This is a genomic window from Pollutimonas harenae, from assembly GCF_004153685.1.
GTDB classification, from domain to species: domain Bacteria; phylum Pseudomonadota; class Gammaproteobacteria; order Burkholderiales; family Burkholderiaceae_B; genus Pusillimonas_C; species Pusillimonas_C harenae.
In genome coordinates this window covers 499,747-520,941 of the sequence record NZ_SDQD01000002.1, presented here as the reverse complement: position 1 = coordinate 520,941, position 21,195 = coordinate 499,747, and the positions used below count along the sequence as shown (strand labels likewise).

The following is a 21,195-nucleotide window of genomic DNA, read 5'->3' as shown; positions in this document are numbered from 1 at the left end:
ACGCTGCAATTAGCGGCTGTGGATGTTGCTTTCAGGGAAGAAGAAAGCGATTTCGATGGCAGCGGTTTCAGCGGCGTCGGAGCCATGCACGGCATTGGCATCAATGCTGTCAGCAAAATCGGCGCGGATGGTACCGGCATCGGCTTTCTTGGGGTCGGTGGCGCCCATCAGGTCGCGGTTGGTCTGGATGGCATTTTCGCCTTCGAGAACCTGAACGAACACAGGACCCGACACCATGAAATCGACCAGATCCTTGTAGAAAGGACGCTCTTTGTGCACAGCATAGAACCGTTCGGCGTCGTCGCGCGAGAGCTGTTGCAGACGAGCAGCCACAACTTTAAGATTGGCTTTTTCGAAGCGGGCAACGATCTGGCCAATTACGTTCTTGGCGACGGCATCAGGTTTGATAATGGAAAGAGTGCGTTCAATAGCCATATGAGGTCCAAACAAAAATATAGGTGGTTTAAAGGCAGAATCTAAATTTCTAAAGAACTGGTTTGAGCAATTGTTGGCCAAGGAGATGCCTGAAAATTGAAAAAACCAAAAATCTTTAATAAAAACAATAACTTTGCTAAAGTTTATGTTAACCGGGCATTTTAACATGCCACCAGGTGCCCCGCATATATAGCGGGTTTCAGATATAGTCAGACTTTTGCCCTTACGCGGCAACTCGCACGCATCCTCACACCATGACCATAAATCCCAGTCAGAACGATACCGATCAACTCGCCAAAAGCTTCGATCCACAACAAATTGAGTCGCACTGGTATGCGCAATGGGAACGCAAAGGTTATTTTACCGGTGGCCAGCATGTTGCACCCGCCAACGCCGCTCAGAGCCAGGCTTTTGTCATTCAGTTTCCCCCTCCCAACGTGACCGGTACGCTGCACATGGGACACGCCTTCAACCAGACCGTCATGGACGGCCTGGTTCGCTACCATCGCATGCGCGGTGATGACACCGTGTTCATTCCAGGCACCGATCATGCGGGCATCGCCACGCAAATTGTCGTTGAGCGTCAACTTGATGCCCAGAACGTATCACGCCACGATCTCGGTCGCGAAAAGTTCGTAGAGAAAGTCTGGGAATGGAAACAGAAATCAGGCAACGCCATCACCGAACAATTCCGTCGGCTGGGCTCTTCATGCGACTGGGAACGTGAATACTTCACCATGGACGACAACCTGTCGCGCGGTGTCGTAGAAACCTTTGTACGGCTACACGAGCAGGGCCTGATCTATCGAGGTAAACGCCTGGTCAACTGGGACCCCGTCCTGGGTACCGCAGTATCCGACCTGGAAGTCGTCAGCGAGGAAGAAGACGGCTTCATGTGGGAAATACGCTATCCACTGACCAAACCCGTCGATGGCATCAGCCATCTGGTGGTAGCTACTACCCGCCCCGAAACCATGCTGGGCGACGTCGCCGTCATGGTGCACCCCGAAGACGAGCGTTATGCACACCTGATTGGCGCTACCGTAGAGCTGCCCTTGGTAGGCCGCCAGATTCCCATCATTGCCGACGACTACGTCGACCGCGAATTCGGTACTGGCGTCGTCAAGGTCACACCCGCGCACGATTTCAACGACTATGCCGTCGGACAGCGCCACGGCCTGGACATGATCAGCATCCTTACCCTTGATGCCAGAATTTCCGACGAAGCGCCTGAATCCTATCGCGGGCTGGACCGTTTCGAAGCGCGCAAACGCATCGTCGACGACCTGGATGCACAAAACGCCCTGCAAGGCGTCAAGCCGCACAAACTCATGGTTCCTCGTGGCGACCGCAGCAATACAGTGATTGAACCCATGCTCACCGACCAATGGTTCGTGGCCATGAGCAAGCCGGCACCAACCGACACCCTACACCCCGGCAAAAGCATTACCGACGTGGCCCTGGAGGTTGTCGCCGACGGCCGCATCAAGTTCTATCCCGAAAACTGGACCACAACCTACAACCAGTGGCTGGAAAAAATCCAGGACTGGTGCATTTCTCGTCAGTTGTGGTGGGGCCACCAGATCCCCGCCTGGTACGCCGAAGACGGACAAATCTTCGTTGCGCGCAGCGAAGCCGACGCCTTGCAGCAAGCCAAGGCTGCCGGCGTCAGCGGTCCTCTCACACGCGACCCCGACGTGCTTGATACCTGGTTTTCATCCGCTCTCGTACCGTTTACCGATCTTGGCTGGCCCGAGCAAACACCCGACCTCGATCATTATCTGCCCTCAAGTGTGCTGGTCACCGGATTCGACATCATCTTCTTCTGGGTCGCCCGCATGGTGATGATGAGCATGCACATGACGGGTAAGGTCCCCTTCAAAACCGTCTACGTGCATGGCCTGGTTTGCGACATGGACGGCAAGAAAATGAGCAAGTCGAAGGGCAATACCATAGACCCTGTAGACTTGATCGACGGCATTGCTCTTGAAGACTTGCTGGAAAAGCGCAGCAGTGGTCTGATGAATCCCAAGCAGGCAGCCAGCATACGCAAGAAAACCAGCAAAGATTACCCCAATGGCTTCCCCGCCTATGGTACCGACGCCTTGCGCTTTACCATGGCCGCCTACGCGACGCTGGGGCGCAACATCAATTTCGACCTGAAGCGTTGCGAAGGTTATCGGAATTTCTGCAACAAGCTCTGGAATGCAACGCGCTTTGTGTTGATGAACACCGAAGGGCACGCACTTGAAGGCAGTGCGGTCACACCAGAGCTGTCTTTCGCTGACCAATGGGTCATCAGTCAGCTGCAGCGTCTCGAGGCCGATATCGAACGCGGTTTTTCCGACTACCGCTTCGACAACATCGCCAATGCGCTTTACCACTTCATCTGGAATGAATACTGCGACTGGTACGTCGAACTCGCCAAAGTACAGATCCAGCACGGCACGCCGGCAGCGCAATTGGGCACACGCCGCACACTGATCCGTGTTCTCGAAACCCTATTGCGCCTGGCTCACCCGATCATTCCTTTCATTACCGAGGAGCTCTGGCAAAAAGTATCATTGGTGGCGGGCAAGCGTCAGGCCGAGGACGAGACCAGCGTAAGCGTACAGCCCTACCCTGCTCCCAATAGCACCTTGATCAATGAACAGGCCGAGGCCCAGGTTGCAGAGCTTAAGGCCCAGGTGGAGGCAGTGCGTGCGCTGCGTGGCGAAATGAATCTGTCACCCGCACAACGGGTTCCGCTTATTGCCCAGGGCAAGCGTAAGGTACTGGAAGCCAATGGCATGTATCTGTCCGCTCTGGCCAAGCTGGAGGGTGTAGAGATTGTCGATCAGTTGCCCGATGTGGGCGCACCGGTGCAGATCGTCGGCACGACTCAGCTGATGCTGCACGTCGAGATCGATGTCGAGGCCGAAAGGATTCGTCTGAGCAAAGAAATCGAACGTCTGCAAAATGAGATCACCAAGGCCAACGGCAAACTGTCGAATGCCAGTTTTGTCGAGCGAGCTCCAGCTGCGGTGGTTGAGCAGGAAAAGAACCGGGTTGCACAGTTTGGCGAGACACTCACCAAGGTGCAGGAACAGTTGGCCAAACTAGGGTAGTCAGTGCGCCTGCCGGTATACCGGCAGGCTTACAAACCTTGCAGCGCCCGACGACTCAGCCCAACTCCGCCAAGAATTTTTCATCAGCTTTCGACAGCAAACCTGCACGCCTGGCAGACTCAATCAGATCCGGCCGACGCTGCGCAGTCAGGATCAGCGACTGCCTGCGTCGCCAGACTGAAATATTCGCGTGGTGCCCCGACAGCAGCTCAGCCGGCACCGTCATGCCCTGATATTGCTCAGGGCGCGTGTAATGCGGACTATCGAGCAAGCCCGTCAAGGCCTCGTTAAAAGAATCCTGCCGGGCCGACTCCGCATCGTTCAGCACACCCGGCAACAAACGCAGCACGCTGTCCATGATGGCCAGGGCAGCAATCTCACCCCCCGACATCACAAAATCCCCGATGGAAACCTCGTGCGTCACGCAGCGCTTTATAAACCGTTGGTCCACGCCTTCGTATCGTCCGCAGACCAGAACAGCACCCGGGCTAAGCGCCAGTTCCTGTGCCATGGCCTGATCGAAGCGTTGGCCTGTCGGACTCATCAGAATCACCGGCAACGCCGCATCTGCGTCTGTCCTCTCGGTTTTCGCTGCCTGCACAGCCTGCTCGAGGGGCTCAGCCATCATCACCATACCGGGACCACCTCCATAAGGCCGGTCGTCAACCGTGCGATGCACATCGTGGGTATAGTCGCGCGGATTCCATAAGCCCAGCGACCAGCGGCCCTGCTTGTGGGCACGCCCGGTGACCCCCAGGTCACGGACCACGGAGAACATATCGGGGAACAGGGAAATCACATCAAAACGCATGCTTGTGCCTCTTTTGCCGTATTGACAGTCTTGGGAGCCGGCACCGAAAGCCAAGGTTCGATCTCCGTCTGACGTGTTTACAGCTCCACTGGCCAGTCGCTATCCAAACGTCGTGCTGCAAGGTCTACCGTGTGTACGTGGGCGGCCACAAAAGGCACTAGAACCTCTATGGATTTACCTTTGCTGGATTGCAGGAAAACCAGGTCGCCTTCGGCATCAAACTCTGCCCTTGCCACACGCAAGACGGCATGTGCACCGTTATCAACCACATCGAGTACCTGACCGATCAGTGCAGACTGCCCGTCGTGCTCGCCAAACAGGCGGCAACCGATCAGATCTACCCAATAATATTCATCATCCTCAGCAGGAGGAAACTCGGCACGAGGAACCCACACCGTATGCCCCTTCAGGGCTTCGGCCTGGTCTCTGTCGGCCACAACATCAAGCTGTGCGACCACTGTGGCACCTTGAGGCCGACTGGCTGCTACGTTGGTGGCGAACACCAACGCCGAAGCGCCCAGGCCTGTTTTAAGCGTGGGCGCTTTGAGCCACCAGGTTTTTGCTTTGAGCAAAACCTGGCCATTTGAAGAATGGGGCTGGATCTTGACCCAGCCACGCACGCCATAGGCCGACACAACGCGACCAAGCTCCACGAGATCTGTTGGTGCCTGGGAAGGCAGCGTCGTGGACGTGCTCATGTGGCCTTTGAATGGTCAACTATTTACCGTCGCAGCTTGCTCGCAACACTGCGAGCCTGCAACAGCAATATGCGCTATTAGGCAGCGGCTTTAGCCGAGAACTCTTTAACCAGGCGAGTTACTGCAGGCGACAACTGCGCACCGTTTTCTGTCCAGTACTGAACGCGATCAAGGGCTAGACGCAGATTTTCCTGGCCTTCGCTGGCTACAGGGTTGTAAAAGCCTACGCGCTCGATAAAACGACCGTCGCGACGATTACGCGAGTCGGCTGCTACAACGTTGTAAAACGGACGTTTCTTCGAGCCGCCGCGGGCTAGACGAATCACAACCATGGTAATCCTTTGAAAATACTGTGAAAAACAAAAGATTCTAGCACTTTTTGGCTAGCATTCGCAAACCATACCGTGCTGAATCTCTAAATATACAATCAAAAAGCAACAAACCGAATAGCGCGGTAAGCTTGCGGCCTTGTTTCGGAACCACAAGCGCCACACCACATGCTATGTAGCACGTCGACGCAAATAGTGCACCGCGCCTGTCTCGGTTTCGAGTTGTGCCTCTAGTGTGTTACCCGTTTGCCTCGCAAACGCCTGAAAATCCTTGATTGCGTGCGTGTCGGTCGTGATGACTTTAAGAACCTGCCCGCCCTCGATTTGGGCGAGCGCCTTCTTGGCACGCAAGATGGGCAAGGGGCATTTCAGGCCCGAAGCATCGACTTCAAGCTGGGCATCAGGCAAGGATTGGTCGGTATCAGTCATGAGCGGTTTCGATATATTGGGCATTGCACTTTAAGCCAGGCGCTCACGCACCCATGCCTCAACACCGGCGGTTGCCGCTGGCAAAGCACCCACGTCAGTACCACCACCCATCGCCATATCGGGCCGGCCACCACCCTTGCCGCCCACCTGGGCCGCCACCATGCCTACCAGATCACCCGCCTTGACCTGACTGACCAAGTCACCGGTGACTCCGGCTGCCAGACTGATTTTGTCATCGGCCACCGCAGCCAGGAGCACAACCGCCGACTTGAGCTTGTCTTTAAGCTGGTCGATCATGCCACGCAAGGCTTTGGGATCTACACCCGAAAGGCTGGCCACCAAGAGCTTGGCTTCGCCTTGCAGAACAACGGCCTGACTGGCCAAGTCGTTGCCGGCCGATGCAGCCAGCTTGCTTTTCAGGCGATCCAGCTCACGCTCCATGGTTTTTGTCTGAGTCTGCATCAGTGCTACACGCTCAACCAGCTCAGCAGGCTGGGTTTTCAGCAAACCGGCAGCACGCAATAAGGTGTCGTTGGTTTGCTGCACCCAGGCAACGGCGTTATCACCAGTAATCGCCTCGACGCGACGCACACCGGCGGCCACACCGCCCTCTGAGGTTATTTTGAATAAACCGATATCGCCTGTACGTGCTACGTGCGTACCACCACATAGTTCGCGCGAAGAACCGATGTCGAGCACACGTACCGTATCGCCGTATTTTTCGCCAAACAAAGCCATGGCGCCGCCTTGCACGGCGTCATCGTAGGACATCAGCTGGGCCCGGGTTGCGTGATTGTCCAGCACTTCGGCATTGACGATGCGTTCGACCTGCGCAATTTGCTCTGGCGTCATGGGCGCATCGTGGGCAAAGTCGAAACGGGTTTTATCAGGGTCAACCAGGGAGCCCCGCTGCTGCACATGACTGCCCAGTACTTGACGCAATGCCTTGTGCATAAGGTGTGTGGCCGAATGGTTGCGTACCGTACGCGCGCGCCGCACCGTATCGACCTGAGCATCGACGGTATCGCCAACGGCTAGTACACCTTCCAGCATTTCGCCATGATGACCAAAGACGGCACTCTGGATTTTTTGTGTATCGGCTACCGCAAAGCGAGCGCCATGTGCCTGCAGGATGCCAGCGTCACCAACCTGCCCGCCGGATTCGGCATAAAAAGGTGTGGCATCGAGTACAACAATGGCTTGCTGACCGGCAGACACGGATTCAACCTGGGTTCCATCAACATACAGCGCCGTAACCGTCCCCTGGCTTTGCAAATGATCGTAGCCGTCAAAACGGGTGTCGACTCCGCTATAGCTAAGGCCTTCAGCCGCCTTGAACTTGCCCGCAGCGCGCGCCTGCTCACGCTGGTGGTTCATGGCAACTTCAAAGCCCGCCATGTCGACCTGCATTTCGCGCTCACGGCAGATATCGGCGGTCAAGTCGACAGGAAAGCCATAGGTGTCGTACAAGGTAAACAAGGTCTGGCCATCGAGCATGCCTTTTTCGGGAACGGCGGCAAGCGCTGCGTCCAGAATTCTCATGCCATTTTCCAGTGTTTCGCTGAAGCGCTCTTCTTCTTGTTTAAGTACCTGTTCGACTCGGGACTGTTGGGCGGCCAGCTCGGGATAAGCTTGCCCCATTTCGGCGACCAGATCTTTTACCAAGCGATGAAAAAAGACGCCCGATTGACCTAATTTATGCCCATGACGCAATGCCCGGCGCACAATTCGACGCAAGACATAGCCTCTGCCTTCGTTACTGGGGATGACACCATCGACAACCAGGAAGCTGCAAGCACGAATGTGATCGGCAATCACCTTGAGCGAATTGTTGGCGAGATCAGTTGTGCCGGTTTCGCGGGCAGCTGCCTTGATCAAGGATTGGAACAGGTCGATTTCGTAATTGGAGTGCACGTGCTGCAGCACCGCTGCGATACGTTCCAGGCCCATGCCAGTATCGACACAGGGCTTGGGCAGCAAGGGCATGTTTCCTGCAGCATCGCGCTCGAACTGCATGAAAACCAGATTCCAGATTTCGATGTAGCGGTCACCGTCTTCGTCGGGAGACCCGGGAGGCCCACCCCAGACATCGGAGCCATGGTCATAGAAAATTTCGGAGCACGGACCGCAAGGGCCGGTGTCTGCCATCTGCCAGAAGTTGTCTGATGCGTAACGGGCACCTTTATTGTCACCGATACGCACGATGCGTTCGGCTGGCACGCCGATTTCTTTGGCCCATATATCGTAGGCTTCGTCGTCTTCCTGATAGACCGTCACCCACAGCTTTTCTGCAGGCAACTTATAAACCGTGGTGAGCAGCTCCCAGGCATTCTGGATGGCATCTCGTTTGAAGTAATCACCAAAACTGAAGTTGCCCAGCATCTCGAAGAAGGTGTGGTGTCTGGCGGTATAACCGACATTTTCAAGATCATTATGCTTGCCACCAGCCCGCACACAGCGCTGCGATGAGGTTGCCCGGCTATAGGGCCGGCTTTCTTTGCCAGTAAATACGTCTTTGAACTGGACCATGCCCGAATTGGTAAACAGCAAGGTAGGGTCGTTGCCAGGCACGAGCGACGAAGAAGGCACAACCTGATGTCCCTTCGACTCGAAGAAAGACAGGAACTTCTGACGTATTTCGGAGGTTTTCATTGCAGAAAAGCACGTATTGATAGGTAACCAAGCATTATAAACACTAATCCACACACAAAAATCCTACGGTTCGACCCTCCGGGTATACCTGAGGACCACTGTCGGAAATTTGTACCGTCGTGGAGTGCTCAGGACAACTGCAGCCACCCGTCACCGGATTGGCTGTGGATGTTCCAAAACTGTTCTGGCACCCCCGCCACTGATGAGTGGAAAAGCCTCCCGCGCTGCGACGCGCAAGCGGGCGCCACAGTTGGTTTTGGCAAATGAGCATGCCTCCGTTGGACTCACGGCTAATTGCGCCCTCATCGACACAAGGCTGCAGCATTTGCTCAGGCGTATTCAGATATAGATATCGCTGCACACGCAGGTCGGCACCAGACTGGATCGTCCCTTGCACGGTGGCGGTTCCCTGAAAACTAGGATCACGCTCATCGCCCACGCGCAGAAAATCAAGCTTGTGCAGTTGTTCTGAAGTCAGGGCGAGCGCCACTGTTCCGGCTGGCAAGGGTGTACCGGACCAGGGTGGGTTGGCATATTCGAACGCCGCACCGCCCAGGACCCCCGGCCGCTTGCCATCAACCCACCCTCCCCAACCCTGACTGGCCATCAGCCACTGGGCCACCATTTGCTCGTCAACACGATTCGTGTGCTTCTTTAGAAAAGGACTATTGCTATGAATCAAGGCCTCGATGCGGCAGTTGCCTCCCGGGCATGCGCCATGGCGCATGAGACGCACCGTAGCGCCCCCACCCGGCCGAACATGGCCTGGAAAGCCTGGTGAAAGCAAACCATCAGCCTTGAGCTCATCAATCGTGGGGAGTGCCCAATCAACATACCCCGCATCAACCAGCGCCGCAGTGTGTCCGGCCTGCGCCAAAGCACTCGCATAGCGCTCTATGTAATCTTGCACTGCTTTCTTGAGTGACAACATCCATGCCGCATGCGCCTGGGCACCAGCATCGTTGATCTTGTTGATCAATGTTTGCGTGCCCCACCCTGCCAAGAGGGCAGCCAGCAATACAGCCAGGACCAACTCCAGCAATACAAACCCCTGTTGCCTGCGCACTGTCATGGCACCGCACTCCGATCGCCTGATTGCTCCATACTGAAGACCCTCCTTGACCGGCCTTGACGACTCAGCTGGCTGTAAAGACGAAGGTATTGACCGCGCCGGCCGCACAATAAGACTCTGCAGCCAGGGCGCTGTAATGTGTGCTCTGATCTTTGACGGCTGTAGCAGCCTGACCATCAAAACCGACCGTGATAGTGTCTGATACCCGCTGCATGACCGAGGCTATGGACGGGCAGGCTGCATCGTGTACCTTGGATAGCGTAATGGAGAACGCCGCTCCGGAATCAGACTCCGCCACACTCACTTCGCCGCCTGCTCCCAAACCATGCATCACCTTGGTTGTCGCCCCGGTGCCTGACACCGTGAAGATGCTGGAGTCGTGAACCATGCTCGCAAAGTTCAAGGTGGAGATACCGCTATAAGGTGTGCTGGAACCATTGGGCGCATTGACCTTGGTCTGAAGAATGAATCGAGCCAGTTCCTCGCCCACTTTGGGAACCTTGTTTTCAACCACATAGCCGCCGATCGCCGGCACACCGATAATGGCCAGCAACAAGACGATGGCGGTGACGATGGATACTTCGATCAACGAGAATCCCTGCTGGGCAGGCTTCATAGCAGACATGACAGCTCCTTGAAAATAAGCCGGCCCCTATTGGCTGGCGTAGAAAAGCATGAGTGAACGACGCAGTTCATCGATGACGGCGTAATGCCACAGACCCAGGCCCAACAGGCCAGCCAGACAGCCCAACAATAAGCACCACCGTAATATGGCTGCCTGCCTGGCCGTCGCACTCAGTACATGGATGCGCAAGCGCTCAGTACCCAGCATCAGACCGGTATAAAGTCCGCGGGCCGTCATCATGTCGGCAAGAAACCAGAAGTGCGGCTGATCCAGTAAGTTGACATCAAAGGTATCGGCACCGGCTATGCCTAGGTCAATGCGATCGAGCATGAGATCGATATAGCTGTCGAGCCAGCGGGAAGCACCCATTTTTTGCAAAGACAGCACAGTCTTCAATTGCGTGGACCCGACATCGTCCCGCATCAGCAAAATGGCCAGCATGCTCAGAAAACGCAAGGCGTGGATATAACGATAAAGACGCCAGAACGCATAGCGATCGAGCCGGCGACGCAGCGGCCCACCTGTATTGGGTAGTGACCATAGCAACAGTGATGCACCACCCAGCAACAACACGGCCAAGAACAGCCAATACGCCTCGATGACACCCGCAAAACGCAGCAACAAGACAGTCAACCGACCATGGTATTCAGCCGGCACGGCATCGAAGGTATTGAGCAGACGAGGTACGGTGAAACCAGGCACCGCCAGCATCATGACAAAAAGCATGAGCAGGGCCGTCACCCCTGCCCAAAGTGTAGAGCTCAGGATATGCCTGGCTTGCTCAGCCAGCCGCAACGCAGAAGAGAGTTCAGCTAATGTGCGCAGCAAGACGGTACCGCCAAAAGCCTGTGCTGCGCGCAACAAGCCCAGCTCATTTTGCGGGAAGCTGTCCAGCCAGGTGGTGTACAGATCACCTCCGGCCATTTGGTAGGACTGTGCCCAATGGCTGGACAAGCGCCCTCGCACCGAATGCGGTCCGTAACGACGTGCATCCAGCTCAAAAACCTCTTTGAGCGTTCGGCCCTGCTGCATGCCTTGCAACAAGGCCGCCAGATAGTCGTAGTAATCGGCGCGAACAGCCGAAAATCTTTGGCAGTCGTAGCGATGCAGCAAAGCCTGCAGCCACTGCACACGTACCGGCCGACGTGCTGAATAATGGCTCATATCACCATCCTCAAGCCTGCAGCGGGTACTGCTGCCTTTGCTTGCATCGCACGTCGGACTTGCTCGGTCTCGAAGGCATGGAAACGAACTTCGATATCGCGCAGATCGATAAGCCCTGCATCCGCTTTATGCATGGCGCAATCCATGGCAGAACGCGCCTGATGCAAACCAAGCGGAGGTTCGATGATTTCAGCCACGACCGTACGGCCAGCGTATCCGTTCAGTTCGGGCAGACGATCTTTGCGGCATGCCGTGCATCCCTCGGGGTTGCGTATGCGCCAGGAATCTCCGGAGCAGTCGTAGAGCTGCCGCACCAGGTCCAGCCATGCCGCGCCATGCCCCTGGTGGTGGCCGTGCTTTCCAGAATGCCCGCCCAGTTTTTGCAAATATCTGACAGGCAAAGCACACTGCTGGCACAACACCGGCAACAATGCCTGAAATATCATGAGCTTGAGAATTCCGGGCGTAGCCAGGAAATCCGACGATACGCCTATGAAATCGGACGCCAGCCTACGCGGAATATGAGCAGCCGATGGTGCGTGAACCGTGGTGTATACATTGACGCCAGACCCGGCCAGGTCCATGAACGCCCTGCCGGTTTCTTCATCTCGTACTTCGCCCAGAAGAACGTCGGTCATGGCTGAACGCTTCAATGCCCGGAGCTTGGACGCATAGCTATCATGTGCTGCAGTGCGCAATTGTCGTGCAATAGAGTTTTGTATCGAGGCCGGTATTAGATATTCGACCGGTTCTTCGAGCGTGATTACCTTGCGGTGCGAGGGCAGCCGTGTAATCAATGAGGCTAGGCTGGTGGACTTGCCCGAACCGACCGTTCCCGCAAAGATCACCACGCCGCCTTCAGACTGCATGACCCGGTCTACAAGCGATATCTGATCAGCCAGATAACCCAGCTGCCCAAGATCAGGCAAACGGGCAGCCGCATCACGCCTTAGCAAACGCAGGCATACACTGGGCCCTTCGTCGGCAGCCAACGATGCCCAACGCAGCATGATGCTTTGTCCATCGACTTGTTTTACCAGGCTGCCCTGCTGTTCGATGAAGGGATCGAATACGGCGCCATTTCCGCCGCAGATATCCATCCAGGCCACCGACAACATGTCGAACAGCGTGCTGGTAGGCATACGTCGGAAGCGCTCAGGAGCTACATAGCGCCCCGATACCGTGTACTTCACTTCGGATTCAGGCTCATTCAGACGCACGTTCAAGTGAATATCGCTGGCATCGTGACGCACTCCCCACCCAAGCAAGTCCTGGAAAGCTTCGGCCAGTGCGGTTCTGGATTGCTCGAATCCGGTGCGAGGCTGACTGGCAAGAGACTGGGGTGTTATCTGGCTGCGCGCGACGGCCAGCAATAGAGGAGCAGCCAGAATGTATCGGGCCGGCTTGGATAGACGGTATCCTGACGCCAGAACGCGACGCTCCAACTCATCAGCCTGGTCGCTACCTACATGCTCGGCCAGGGAGAATATTGCTACGGACTGATCGTCAAGGAGGACAGGTCCGAGACGACCCGCCAGCAACTCTACATCGAACTGAGCACTCAGGGAACGGACAAATGCGGGGCACAACGCAGCCAGATCGTCAGCGCTGGAGATTGTCACTGCAGCAGCCGAGTTGAAGCGTGTAGACGGCGCAACGGCAGCCAAGTCCTGTCGGGTAGTGCGACGCCATTGTCCAAGTGTTGCATTCATTTATCACCCCATAAGCCCGGGTGCAAGCACAGAGTATGTCCTTCTTCCTCCCGCTTCAGATGCACACAAGAACCAGATATGCCTTGCAAGCGATAAGAAGATGGGCTTGCCTTCATGCCTACCGCCCAAGCCTGGCCACGCATATAGATATGCGTACGTTCACCTATCCGGACTTCGGCCAACAACTTTTTTCCGACTCCGTATATAGCCAGCAGCTTAAGCGCACCACTCTGCGCAATCTGCCCGGCATTCTCTGCAATGTCTTGTCCCACACGCTGCTGACGCAGACGCGCTTTGGTATGTTCGAGCGCCAACGCAGTATCGAGATACATCAGTTCACGCACTGACATCTGATGACTGCTCAGGTCTTCATGGCCCGGCGCAGCGGCCGTCGTCAAGCTGGACACACATAACAGTGCCAGACCCACCATCCATTGCGTTATCAATTTCATAAATATGCCCTTGAAGTGACAAGTTCAATTTGCTGCTGGTCAAGCCAACCTTGTCGGCTTGGTTGATAGTCAGGGAGGCGTTCAGCCAGGACATGGTTTCTGCGTTGGGCAGCAACAGAATGGCCGAACGCAATGGCCCGGCAATCTGAACAGGCCTGGACGCATAGACCATTTGCTCTTTCGGTCGCGGCAATGGTCGCCCCTGCTGGTCTTTGGGCACTACCAACGGAATGGGTACAGGCTGCCCTATTTGCATTTGTAGAAAACTGGGTCTGATGCCCTGCAAGGCACTCAACAAATCACGCTCAGTCTGTGCCGAGGACGACAGGCTTGCTTGCAACAAAGGCATGTCGTGGGACTCAATCTGCCAGCCCACCGACACGCGGTCGAGTGATGAAAACTCGGCTTTCCATGCAGGCAAAGACGAGGCCAGAAAAGAGCTGTTGCTTGCCTTGACATCTTGCCGTTCGTACTCGGCCTGACATAACCAGCGACCTGCTTCGGGCTTGCAGATGGCGCGCTGCAGGGCCCAGCCGCCCAGACTTGTTGGCAGGGCAAGAAAAGAGTCAATCAAGGTACGCATCCCCTTGCGACCATGTACTCGGTGTCTGTTGGCCGAAGCTGTCACGGCCAAACGCCAGGCTTGTGCCGGATTGAGTACCGGGGGTTCTGGCACGCTTGTCTGAGCACCATGGAACAGCGGCAAAGCACGAGGAAGCAACAAGACCAGAACCAGCGCCAGCACAAAGCCCTGCACCGGCCAGGGCATGGCTGATTGCCAGCGCCGAACGGGCTGCAATTGACTACAGCTGGCACTGGCTGCAGCGATCCCATCCAGAGTAGGCAGCTTATTGTCTTGCTCCTGAGAGAGAACTTGAAGCTGTGGATATGCCTGACTCAGGCTATCGATGACTTCACCAGCGTCGTCCAGTGACAGGTAGACTTGATCGGTACGTGTCACCACCGCGCCCTCGTGGATGGCTACCAGCCAGTACCCCATTTGCGGCAGTTCAATCAAAAGGGCCACCGACCCAGTGGAAAAAAGCTGCGCCACATTCTGTGCTGCGGAATACATCTTGATTTTTCTTGAAGGTCTTTGCCTTTTGAGCGATACAAGACCGATAGAACCCAATGCAGTAACAGGCGGTACAAGGTGCGTGGATCTGTGCCTGCGAGCCAGCTTCATCCCTGCCTTGCCAGACTGGCCTCCCAGCATAGGAAACCAGTCCATGCCGAACACGAGGGTGCCAGCGGCTGTGGGCAGTATCAGCGGTGCAAGAGCAGTCGCCATGTCAGAACCCCTCTTCGACCTGCGCTGTGACTATCATGACCGTCATCAGGCTTTGGCGCGAAGCACGGTCACTGCCACCCAACACCAACGGCATACCGGGATTAAGACGCCTGCCTTCGGTCTCTTCCTGTGTACGATCAAACCCTGAAATCAACAGCGGTTGGCCTGGCTGAAGTGCTACCTGCTGTACGGTGCCGTTTCCGTCGATAGTGATTTGTTGCAGCTGCAGGGGATTGTCTTTATCGCCAAAAGTGACTGATTTGAGTGGTTGGGCCACGGTGTTGTCATAAGCCACCGACAACAGTATTTGTCCGTCTTCCTGGGCATCGGGCACCAGAGTAAGCAGTGAGCCCACTGTTTCTTCCTGCTGGCTAACAGAAACCGATGGCAAAGCCATACCCAGGGAGCTGGCCAGCGCAGTGGTCTGAACCTTATCGATATACGAAAAGGTAGTGCGCACCGCATGCGTAACTGGCCGCCGATTCAGGGTCAATACAGGAAGGCTGCTGCGCCGTACGACCCGCCCAACCTCGCTCAAGGCTTTGACGATGGCATCTGAACCCTGAAAAGAGCCCTGCTTCAGGCCCAAGCTGATCATTCCGGGCTCAGCCATGCCGGCTCCCGCCATGGTCATTGCTGCGGCCACCTTGGCGCTGGAAAAGACCAGGTTCCAGTCCAGTCCAGCCTCGGCATGATCATTGACCACAATAGTCAGTTCTTCGAAGATCAAGCGCACGCGGCGCGTAAGTGCCCGGTTTTCGTGCTCGAGGTACGCAGCGATCTGCTGGAGTACGTCGGGGGTATCGGTAACGACGATGGATGAGCTGGCACCCGCCTCGGCCACCAGCACGCCCGAACGCGAAAGAAAGGGTTCGATACGGGCCCTGACCACAGCCAGAACATCATGCTGGCCGCTGTCAAGACTGGTGCGCGACGTGCTGACAAAGCCTTCGCTATTATTGTCTCCGCTCAGGCCCAGCGAGGCCTGGGCACTGGCATTCAAGGTCAGTGCCCGTACATTGAACACCCGGGTTTCCGTACGATAGAACTCGATTCGATCTTGCTGATATCGCCACATGACACCCAAACGGGCACCAATGCGATCCAGGATACGTCCTAACGGTTCTGAGCCTCCGGCCAGGGTCACTCTAGTCGGTTCTTTGACGGTGCTGCCCGATTGCCCCGCTTGTGCAAGGCGAGGCAGAAACTGCTCGAGAGGGAGCAAGGCATCGGGGCGCACATGTACGGGAATATGAGTAGCCAGCGTAATGCGCTGGGCAATGCCAGTCAGATCAAGCGGGCCATCGGCGAACATCAACGTTGTATTGACGTTTGCTCGCAAGGCCGGCGGCAAGGTGACTTCACGGGCTAGCGGCTGAGCACGTCCAGCCAGCCAGGGACGATCTACCTCTTGTGCTGCCTTACGCACCTCGAGGCCTTGCGTAGCTCGCAAGAAGTGCTCATGCTTGTCTTGCGCCGTGGATTGTGCCTGGCTGATCGAGTCGGTAATCTGCCTGACCTGCTCGCTTAAGGCACAAGACGACAAAACCAGGCAGCAGTTCATTGCCGCGATAAGTCGACAGCGCATCATTACGACACCCTCGCGGTTCCAACGGTTCTGTTGCAGGGCTGTGCATAAGGCACGACACGCAAGACCCGATTAGAGTAGAAGCAAGGCTGCAAGGGCCTGTCTGCCAGCTCGGTTGACGCCACAAGCTCCTGAACGGCCTGCTTGAATGGCAAGGCGAAGCTGGCTGATCCGACAATGGGAATATCGACATCCAGAGCCCAATGCTCGGGCTCGAAAGTCCATCCTGCCGCACCCGCCCACTTGGTCAGCGCCGCACGCAAGGTCAGATCGAGCGGGCTGACTTCATAATGCTGCACCAGTATCGGAGCAACGGATTCGGCGGCGGGCTCGACGACAATAGGCTCAAACACCTTTACGTCTATCGAGGTCTCTGGTGGCAGCGCTTGTAATGCAGGTAACTTATCTTGCGCTGGTGCAACTACCTGGGAGTCGACCCCGGATGTTGCCAGAGCGTCGAGCGCTGGCGTTGCTGGCGCGGGGACCGCCTTTGTACGCTTTGCCTGACTTTGCAATGCACCGCCCTGGAACTGCAGATGCTGGGAAAGACTTGGCAGGACAATGTATGGACCTTGGCGAGTGTACGGCAAAGGACGTGCGCCGCCGGGCTGCAATTCAAATATTGCCGGTATTGGTTGCCCAGGCGCAAATTGCAGCCAGACGCGCTGACCGTCGTCAAATATTTGCAAAGGAGCAACCTCTCTGTTGCCTGACAGCTCCCATGCGAAGCTGAACTCGGACAACTCGTGCTGATTTTGGACTGGTCCTGCCGCCCGCAATGCGGAGGGGAACCAGTCAGGAGCCCCTGCGCACGCAGGCAGCAAAACCAACACTATCGAAGCAGCAAGTATTTTCACCATGACGCACACCCAAAACAGGAAACCAACGCCACCCTTTGGCGTTCTGGTCTATCTTGCGTTCATGGCGCTGCCACACAACAGTCCGGCTTATACGGATAGAAGCTTTTATCGCTACCGCAAAAAACAATAAAGCCAAGCAAAATCAGCTGCTTGGCTTTATTTTCAAGCTTGCATGCAACATCGGGAATATGTCGCATGCTTGTCCACCCATCATTCACTCAGGGCCTTTCGGCGGGAGTGATGACCAGCACACACTGCTTATTTTTTACTCATCAACTTGCTCGCCTGTGCCGCCGCAGTCTTAAGAGCTGTAGGTGCCGTCTGGTTACCGCTCAGGGCTTTTTCCAGCGTCTCGTGGAACATGGCCCGGATTTGCGGATAGTTGTCTATGCGAAAACCGCGGCCATTGGCAGCCGGATCTTTTTGGTATGCAGCAATCAGCTCACGCCAGTCACCCAGCTTCTTGTAGAAACTCTTGTCGGTCTCTTTAAACGCCTGCTCGGTAAGGGGCAAAAACCCCGTGTCCTGGTGCCACTGCGCCGCACGCTTGGGTTGGGCGAGCCAGGCCAGAAACTTCGCACTGGCGGCGTCGCTTTCCTTGGAATGGCCGGATGTAACCCACAAGGCCGAACCACCCACAAAGGCATTGCCGGGCTTGGGTGTAATTGCCGGATAGTACGGCAGGCCCGTCAAGGAAAAGTCAAGCTTGCTGCTATCGCGGAACCAGCCAATATTGCTGGAGGTTGAAAACAATACCGCACATTCACTGTTGGCAAAGCGCTTGGTGGCATTGGCATTGAACTCAGGCTTGACCATGAGCTCAGACTTGACCCAACTGATCATCATGGACAAGTGGCGTATGTACAGCACATCAAAGGCAAATGCCGGCTTGCCTTTGCCTGTCAGACCGTTACGATTGGTTGCGTATAGCTGATTATTCACGGCTGCCAGGTTTTCCAGGTTGACCGATACTGGCTGATCGCTGGTCAAGGGGCATTTACGCGAGCCGTTATTGGCCAGTGTCACCAACTGGGCCTGCAGCTTGGCCCAGTCACGCGCGGGTACTGTGGGCTGAAGGTTGGCCTTCTTGAACGCGTCGATGTTGTAGTACATGACGGGAATATCGACCATATAAGGAAAAGCCAGCAGGCGACCCTTGGCGTCACGAGCAAAGGTGTTTTTGTCCGATAGAAACCATTTGGCATCCTTGATCGGATACTTGGCCAGCAAAGTATTCAAGGGCTGAATATACGAGCGGCCGGCCACCTCCTCGGGCGACCGGTCGTCATCTAGCTGTACCAGTTGTGGCCTGTTATCGCGTTTTTTTTCAGTTGCCAGGGCCGTTTCGATGGCTGCTTCGCTGTCAAAGGACTTCAGCTTGACTCTGACCCCGTCCTGTTCTTTATTGAAATCCTTGACCAGATCTTCGAATATGTCTTCGTTGTGGGGGCTGAGCGAGTGCCACAGCACAATATCGGTTGCGGCGACGGCCGCCGTGGAAGACAGCAAGATCGCGCCTGCGCTTACGCACGCAGCCGTACGCCCCGTACGCAGGGCGTCGAAAAACCAAGATAGCTTCATAAAAACTTAGCCTAAAAAAGGGAAATCGGGTTCTGGCTTGCAACCGCAAATCAGATCTGCCAGTGCACGTCCGGAGCCTACGCCCATAGTCCAGCCCAAAGAACCATGCCCGGTGTTCAGGTACAGATTCTGAATTTTCGTTCTACCTATGAGCGGAACATTGGACGGCGTTGTTGGTCGCAATCCAGACCAGTAGCGTACGTTATCAAAAGCAAGGGCCGTTGGGAACAGTTCTTGAGCGAGTTGGGTCAAATTTTCGCAACGGTTTGTATTAAGCGCGCGCGAATAACCTGACAATTCGGCAGTACCTGCCATACGCAACTGATTGCCCAGGCGGGAATACACCACCTTATGAGCGCTGTCGGTCAGGCTGACAGTGGGCGCTGCCAGCTCATCAACGATATCGAAAGTAGCTGAATAGCCTTTTGCAGGATACACATTGCATGGCACCCCCAGCGGCGTGACAAGCGCGGGGGTAAACGAACCCAGCGCAGCCACATAGGCATCTGCCCTGACCGTATCGTACAAGCCATCGGGGTTGACGACTTCAACTCCCTGTATCTGTCCGCCAGCCGGTAACAGACGGCTGATTTGCGTAGCAAAGCGGAACTCGACGCCTGCATGGCGTGCTTGCTCGGCCAAAGCTGTTGTAAACAGGTAGATATCGCCGGATTCGTCCTCGGCCGTGTAGTCACCACCAACAATGGTATGACGCACTCTTTCCAGGGCGGGTTCAATCTGCACGATTTCGTCGGTACTGACAATACGGCGATCCACACCGAAATCACGCATCACGCCGGCCATTCGCTGGGAGTTTTCGAACTCTGCCTGATCTCTGTAAAAATTCAGTATGCCGCGCTCAAGATGGTGGTATTCAATACCCAATTCGCTACGCATGGCCTGCAGAGTATTGCGACTATATTCAGCCATACGCACCATGGCACGTATATTGGGCGCTACCCGGCCCGGCAGGCACTCACGCAAAAACATCAAGCCCCACCACCACTGCCTGAGATCGAACTGCGGCCGGAACAGCATGGGAGAGTTATCCTGGAACAGCCAGCGCAACAGCTTGAGCGGTGCCTGTGGATTGGCCCAGGGCTCGGAGTACGACACTGAAATCTGGCCACCATTGGCGCGGCTGGTTTCCTGGGCAGGCCCACTTTCGCGGTCAATCACGACGACCTCGTGACCTGCCTGATTAAGCCACCACGCAGTGGATACGCCGATAATACCGCTACCCAGCACCGCAATTTTCATGCATGTCTCCTTTGACACTGATTGGGCGGCGCGCCCCGAATATCTGTTCCAGGAATGGCCGGCGCTTAGACTGCGTCAGCCTCGGTGGTGAAAGCATCGGCAAAGAACTCTTCTTCGGGCAAGCCACCCTGGTGAATGAAATCTTTGCGTGCGCTATCGACCATGACTGGAGCACCACAGGCATAGACTTGGTATGACGACAGATCGGGAATGTCTTGCAGGACCGCCTGGTGCACAAAACCGGTACGCCCGTCCCAGGCATCTTCAGCTTGTGCCTCGGAAACAACCGGAATGAAACGGAAATCGGGCAAGTCTTGCTCCCACTGCCGAGCTTGCTCTTGCATATACAGGTCGGCCGGACGGCGCCCACCCCAATAAAGCACGGCAGGTTGCGAGACGCCTTCCTGCACCATGCGCTCGACAATGGCCTTGATAGGCGCAAAACCCGTCCCACTGGCCAAAAATACCAAAGGCTTGTTGCTGTCGTCACGCAGGAAGAACGAACCAAAAGGCCCTTCAACCCGCAAGATCTCCCGCACTTTCATTTGTGTTTCGCCCGCCCCAAATACGTGGTCGGTAAAGCGTCCGCCGGGTGTATGCCGGATATGCAGTTCGACCAGATTGCTGTCTGCCGGAGGTGTAGCCATGGAATAGCTGCGCCGCTTGCCATCCTTCAGGATAAATTCAAGATACTGGCCGGCGTAATAGCGGAAAGGATCGGCTGTAGGCAATTGCAGCTTGACCACCATGACATCGGTGGCGACTTGCTCCATCGCCATGACCCGCGACGGCATCTTGCGTATCTGGATATCGCTGGCCATGCGGATTTCGTGTGCCTCTATCACCAGATCGGAGGTTGGGTGCGCCTGGCAAAACAGGGTATAGCCTTGCTCCAGTTCTTCGGGTGCAAGAATTTGTGCCGGGTTGGGCCCCGCATCGTAAGAGCCCTCCAGCACTTTACCCTTGCAAGTAGAACACGCACCATTGCGACAGCTATATGGCAGGACGATACCCGCAGCCAGAGCTGCATCCAGTACGGACTGCCCGTCCTCGACGGTGAATTCATGATTGCTGGGCTGAACCGAGACTTTGAAACTCATAAGGTCTGAACAAAAGGATAATGTGAAAG

General features: G+C 55.9%; 18 protein-coding genes. 1 reads left to right on the top strand and 17 read right to left on the bottom strand.

All coding sequences use genetic code 11. The features are described from left to right. Positions 1-9: 9 nt before the first annotated feature. Entirely contained in the window at positions 10-435 is a 426-nt protein-coding gene (ndk, locus tag ERD84_RS09285) for a nucleoside-diphosphate kinase (protein ID WP_130039341.1), read from the bottom strand. A 254-nt stretch (positions 436-689) separates the two neighbouring features. Between ndk and ERD84_RS09280 the strand changes: the two genes are divergently transcribed. After that, on the top strand, positions 690-3,542 hold the full coding sequence (locus ERD84_RS09280; protein WP_130039340.1) for a valine--tRNA ligase: 2,853 nt from the start codon (positions 690-692) through the stop codon (positions 3,540-3,542). Between the two features lie 55 nt (positions 3,543-3,597). On the opposite strand, the gene trmD is transcribed toward ERD84_RS09280, so the two are convergent. From trmD to ERD84_RS09200, 16 genes are all read right to left on the bottom strand, one after another. Further along, complete coding sequence (trmD, locus tag ERD84_RS09275; RefSeq protein WP_130039339.1) at positions 3,598-4,353, bottom strand: tRNA (guanosine(37)-N1)-methyltransferase TrmD; 756 nt, start codon at positions 4,351-4,353, stop codon at positions 3,598-3,600. Between the two features lie 77 nt (positions 4,354-4,430). Then, entirely contained in the window at positions 4,431-5,051 is a 621-nt protein-coding gene (rimM, locus tag ERD84_RS09270) for a ribosome maturation factor RimM (RefSeq protein ID WP_130039338.1), read from the bottom strand. A 77-nt stretch (positions 5,052-5,128) separates the two neighbouring features. Further along, positions 5,129-5,383, bottom strand: coding sequence for a 30S ribosomal protein S16 (rpsP, locus tag ERD84_RS09265; RefSeq protein WP_013742489.1), 255 nt, complete (start codon positions 5,381-5,383; stop codon positions 5,129-5,131). Between the two features lie 168 nt (positions 5,384-5,551). After that, the gene (locus ERD84_RS09260) at positions 5,552-5,809 is read right to left on the bottom strand and encodes a sulfurtransferase TusA family protein (RefSeq protein WP_130039337.1); all 258 of its coding nucleotides are present in this window, start codon (positions 5,807-5,809) and stop codon (positions 5,552-5,554) included. A 30-nt stretch (positions 5,810-5,839) separates the two neighbouring features. Further along, positions 5,840-8,461: an alanine--tRNA ligase gene (alaS, locus tag ERD84_RS09255; RefSeq protein WP_130039336.1), complete on the bottom strand. Its 2,622-nt coding sequence runs from the start codon at positions 8,459-8,461 to the stop codon at positions 5,840-5,842. A 43-nt stretch (positions 8,462-8,504) separates the two neighbouring features. Continuing rightward, positions 8,505-9,533 (bottom strand): hypothetical protein, encoded by a 1,029-nt coding sequence (locus ERD84_RS09250; RefSeq protein WP_130039335.1) that lies wholly within the window; start codon positions 9,531-9,533, stop codon positions 8,505-8,507. A gap of 64 nt (positions 9,534-9,597) precedes the next feature. Beyond that, positions 9,598-10,158, bottom strand: coding sequence for a type 4 pilus major pilin (locus ERD84_RS09245; RefSeq protein ID WP_130039334.1), 561 nt, complete (start codon positions 10,156-10,158; stop codon positions 9,598-9,600). A gap of 27 nt (positions 10,159-10,185) precedes the next feature. Next, the gene (locus ERD84_RS09240; protein WP_130039333.1) at positions 10,186-11,322 is read right to left on the bottom strand and encodes a general secretion pathway protein; all 1,137 of its coding nucleotides are present in this window, start codon (positions 11,320-11,322) and stop codon (positions 10,186-10,188) included. Beyond that, positions 11,319-13,034, bottom strand: coding sequence for an ATPase, T2SS/T4P/T4SS family (locus ERD84_RS09235; protein WP_130039332.1), 1,716 nt, complete (start codon positions 13,032-13,034; stop codon positions 11,319-11,321). The genes ERD84_RS09240 and ERD84_RS09235 overlap by 4 nt, the downstream gene beginning before the upstream one ends. After that, entirely contained in the window at positions 13,031-13,486 is a 456-nt protein-coding gene (locus ERD84_RS09230) for a hypothetical protein (RefSeq protein WP_130039331.1), read from the bottom strand. Before ERD84_RS09230 ends, ERD84_RS09235 begins: the two co-directional genes overlap by 4 nt. Further along, the gene (locus tag ERD84_RS09225) at positions 13,404-14,777 is read right to left on the bottom strand and encodes a type 4b pilus protein PilO2 (RefSeq protein WP_130039330.1); all 1,374 of its coding nucleotides are present in this window, start codon (positions 14,775-14,777) and stop codon (positions 13,404-13,406) included. Before ERD84_RS09225 ends, ERD84_RS09230 begins: the two co-directional genes overlap by 83 nt. Position 14,778: 1 nt before the next feature. Continuing rightward, a complete protein-coding gene (locus ERD84_RS09220) occupies positions 14,779-16,368 on the bottom strand; it encodes a hypothetical protein (protein ID WP_130039329.1) in 1,590 nt (529 codons plus the stop codon). Beyond that, entirely contained in the window at positions 16,368-17,225 is an 858-nt protein-coding gene (locus ERD84_RS09215) for a TrbG/VirB9 family P-type conjugative transfer protein (protein WP_130039328.1), read from the bottom strand. The genes ERD84_RS09220 and ERD84_RS09215 overlap by 1 nt, the downstream gene beginning before the upstream one ends. 258 nt (positions 17,226-17,483) lie before the next feature. Continuing rightward, positions 17,484-18,806 carry an extracellular solute-binding protein gene (locus ERD84_RS09210; RefSeq protein ID WP_130039327.1) on the bottom strand — a complete coding sequence of 441 codons (1,323 nt, stop codon included), beginning with the start codon at positions 18,804-18,806 and terminating at the stop codon, positions 17,484-17,486. Between the two features lie 6 nt (positions 18,807-18,812). Beyond that, entirely contained in the window at positions 18,813-20,066 is a 1,254-nt protein-coding gene (locus ERD84_RS09205) for a D-amino acid dehydrogenase (RefSeq protein WP_130039326.1), read from the bottom strand. Positions 20,067-20,131: 65 nt separating this feature from the next. After that, positions 20,132-21,166, bottom strand: a complete 1,035-nt coding sequence (locus tag ERD84_RS09200) for a CDP-6-deoxy-delta-3,4-glucoseen reductase (protein ID WP_130039325.1) — start codon at positions 21,164-21,166, stop codon at positions 20,132-20,134. Positions 21,167-21,195: the final 29 nt, after the last annotated feature.

Excerpts from the sequence above, each read along its gene's own strand:
- ndk (WP_130039341.1), bottom strand. The coding sequence starts at position 435 with ATGGCTATTGAACGCACTCTTTCCATTATCAAACCTGATGCCGTCGCC.
- ERD84_RS09280 (WP_130039340.1), top strand. The coding sequence starts at position 690 with ATGACCATAAATCCCAGTCAGAACGATACCGATCAACTCGCCAAAAGC.
- trmD (WP_130039339.1), bottom strand. The coding sequence starts at position 4,353 with ATGCGTTTTGATGTGATTTCCCTGTTCCCCGATATGTTCTCCGTGGTC.
- rimM (WP_130039338.1), bottom strand. The coding sequence starts at position 5,051 with ATGAGCACGTCCACGACGCTGCCTTCCCAGGCACCAACAGATCTCGTG.
- rpsP (WP_013742489.1), bottom strand. The coding sequence starts at position 5,383 with ATGGTTGTGATTCGTCTAGCCCGCGGCGGCTCGAAGAAACGTCCGTTT.
- ERD84_RS09260 (WP_130039337.1), bottom strand. The coding sequence starts at position 5,809 with ATGACTGATACCGACCAATCCTTGCCTGATGCCCAGCTTGAAGTCGAT.
- alaS (WP_130039336.1), bottom strand. The coding sequence starts at position 8,461 with ATGAAAACCTCCGAAATACGTCAGAAGTTCCTGTCTTTCTTCGAGTCG.
- ERD84_RS09250 (WP_130039335.1), bottom strand. The coding sequence starts at position 9,533 with ATGACAGTGCGCAGGCAACAGGGGTTTGTATTGCTGGAGTTGGTCCTG.
- ERD84_RS09245 (WP_130039334.1), bottom strand. The coding sequence starts at position 10,158 with ATGTCTGCTATGAAGCCTGCCCAGCAGGGATTCTCGTTGATCGAAGTA.
- ERD84_RS09240 (WP_130039333.1), bottom strand. The coding sequence starts at position 11,322 with ATGAGCCATTATTCAGCACGTCGGCCGGTACGTGTGCAGTGGCTGCAG.
- ERD84_RS09235 (WP_130039332.1), bottom strand. The coding sequence starts at position 13,034 with ATGAATGCAACACTTGGACAATGGCGTCGCACTACCCGACAGGACTTG.
- ERD84_RS09230 (WP_130039331.1), bottom strand. The coding sequence starts at position 13,486 with ATGAAATTGATAACGCAATGGATGGTGGGTCTGGCACTGTTATGTGTG.
- ERD84_RS09225 (WP_130039330.1), bottom strand. The coding sequence starts at position 14,777 with ATGGCGACTGCTCTTGCACCGCTGATACTGCCCACAGCCGCTGGCACC.
- ERD84_RS09220 (WP_130039329.1), bottom strand. The coding sequence starts at position 16,368 with ATGATGCGCTGTCGACTTATCGCGGCAATGAACTGCTGCCTGGTTTTG.
- ERD84_RS09215 (WP_130039328.1), bottom strand. The coding sequence starts at position 17,225 with ATGGTGAAAATACTTGCTGCTTCGATAGTGTTGGTTTTGCTGCCTGCG.
- ERD84_RS09210 (WP_130039327.1), bottom strand. The coding sequence starts at position 18,806 with ATGAAGCTATCTTGGTTTTTCGACGCCCTGCGTACGGGGCGTACGGCT.
- ERD84_RS09205 (WP_130039326.1), bottom strand. The coding sequence starts at position 20,066 with ATGAAAATTGCGGTGCTGGGTAGCGGTATTATCGGCGTATCCACTGCG.
- ERD84_RS09200 (WP_130039325.1), bottom strand. The coding sequence starts at position 21,166 with ATGAGTTTCAAAGTCTCGGTTCAGCCCAGCAATCATGAATTCACCGTC.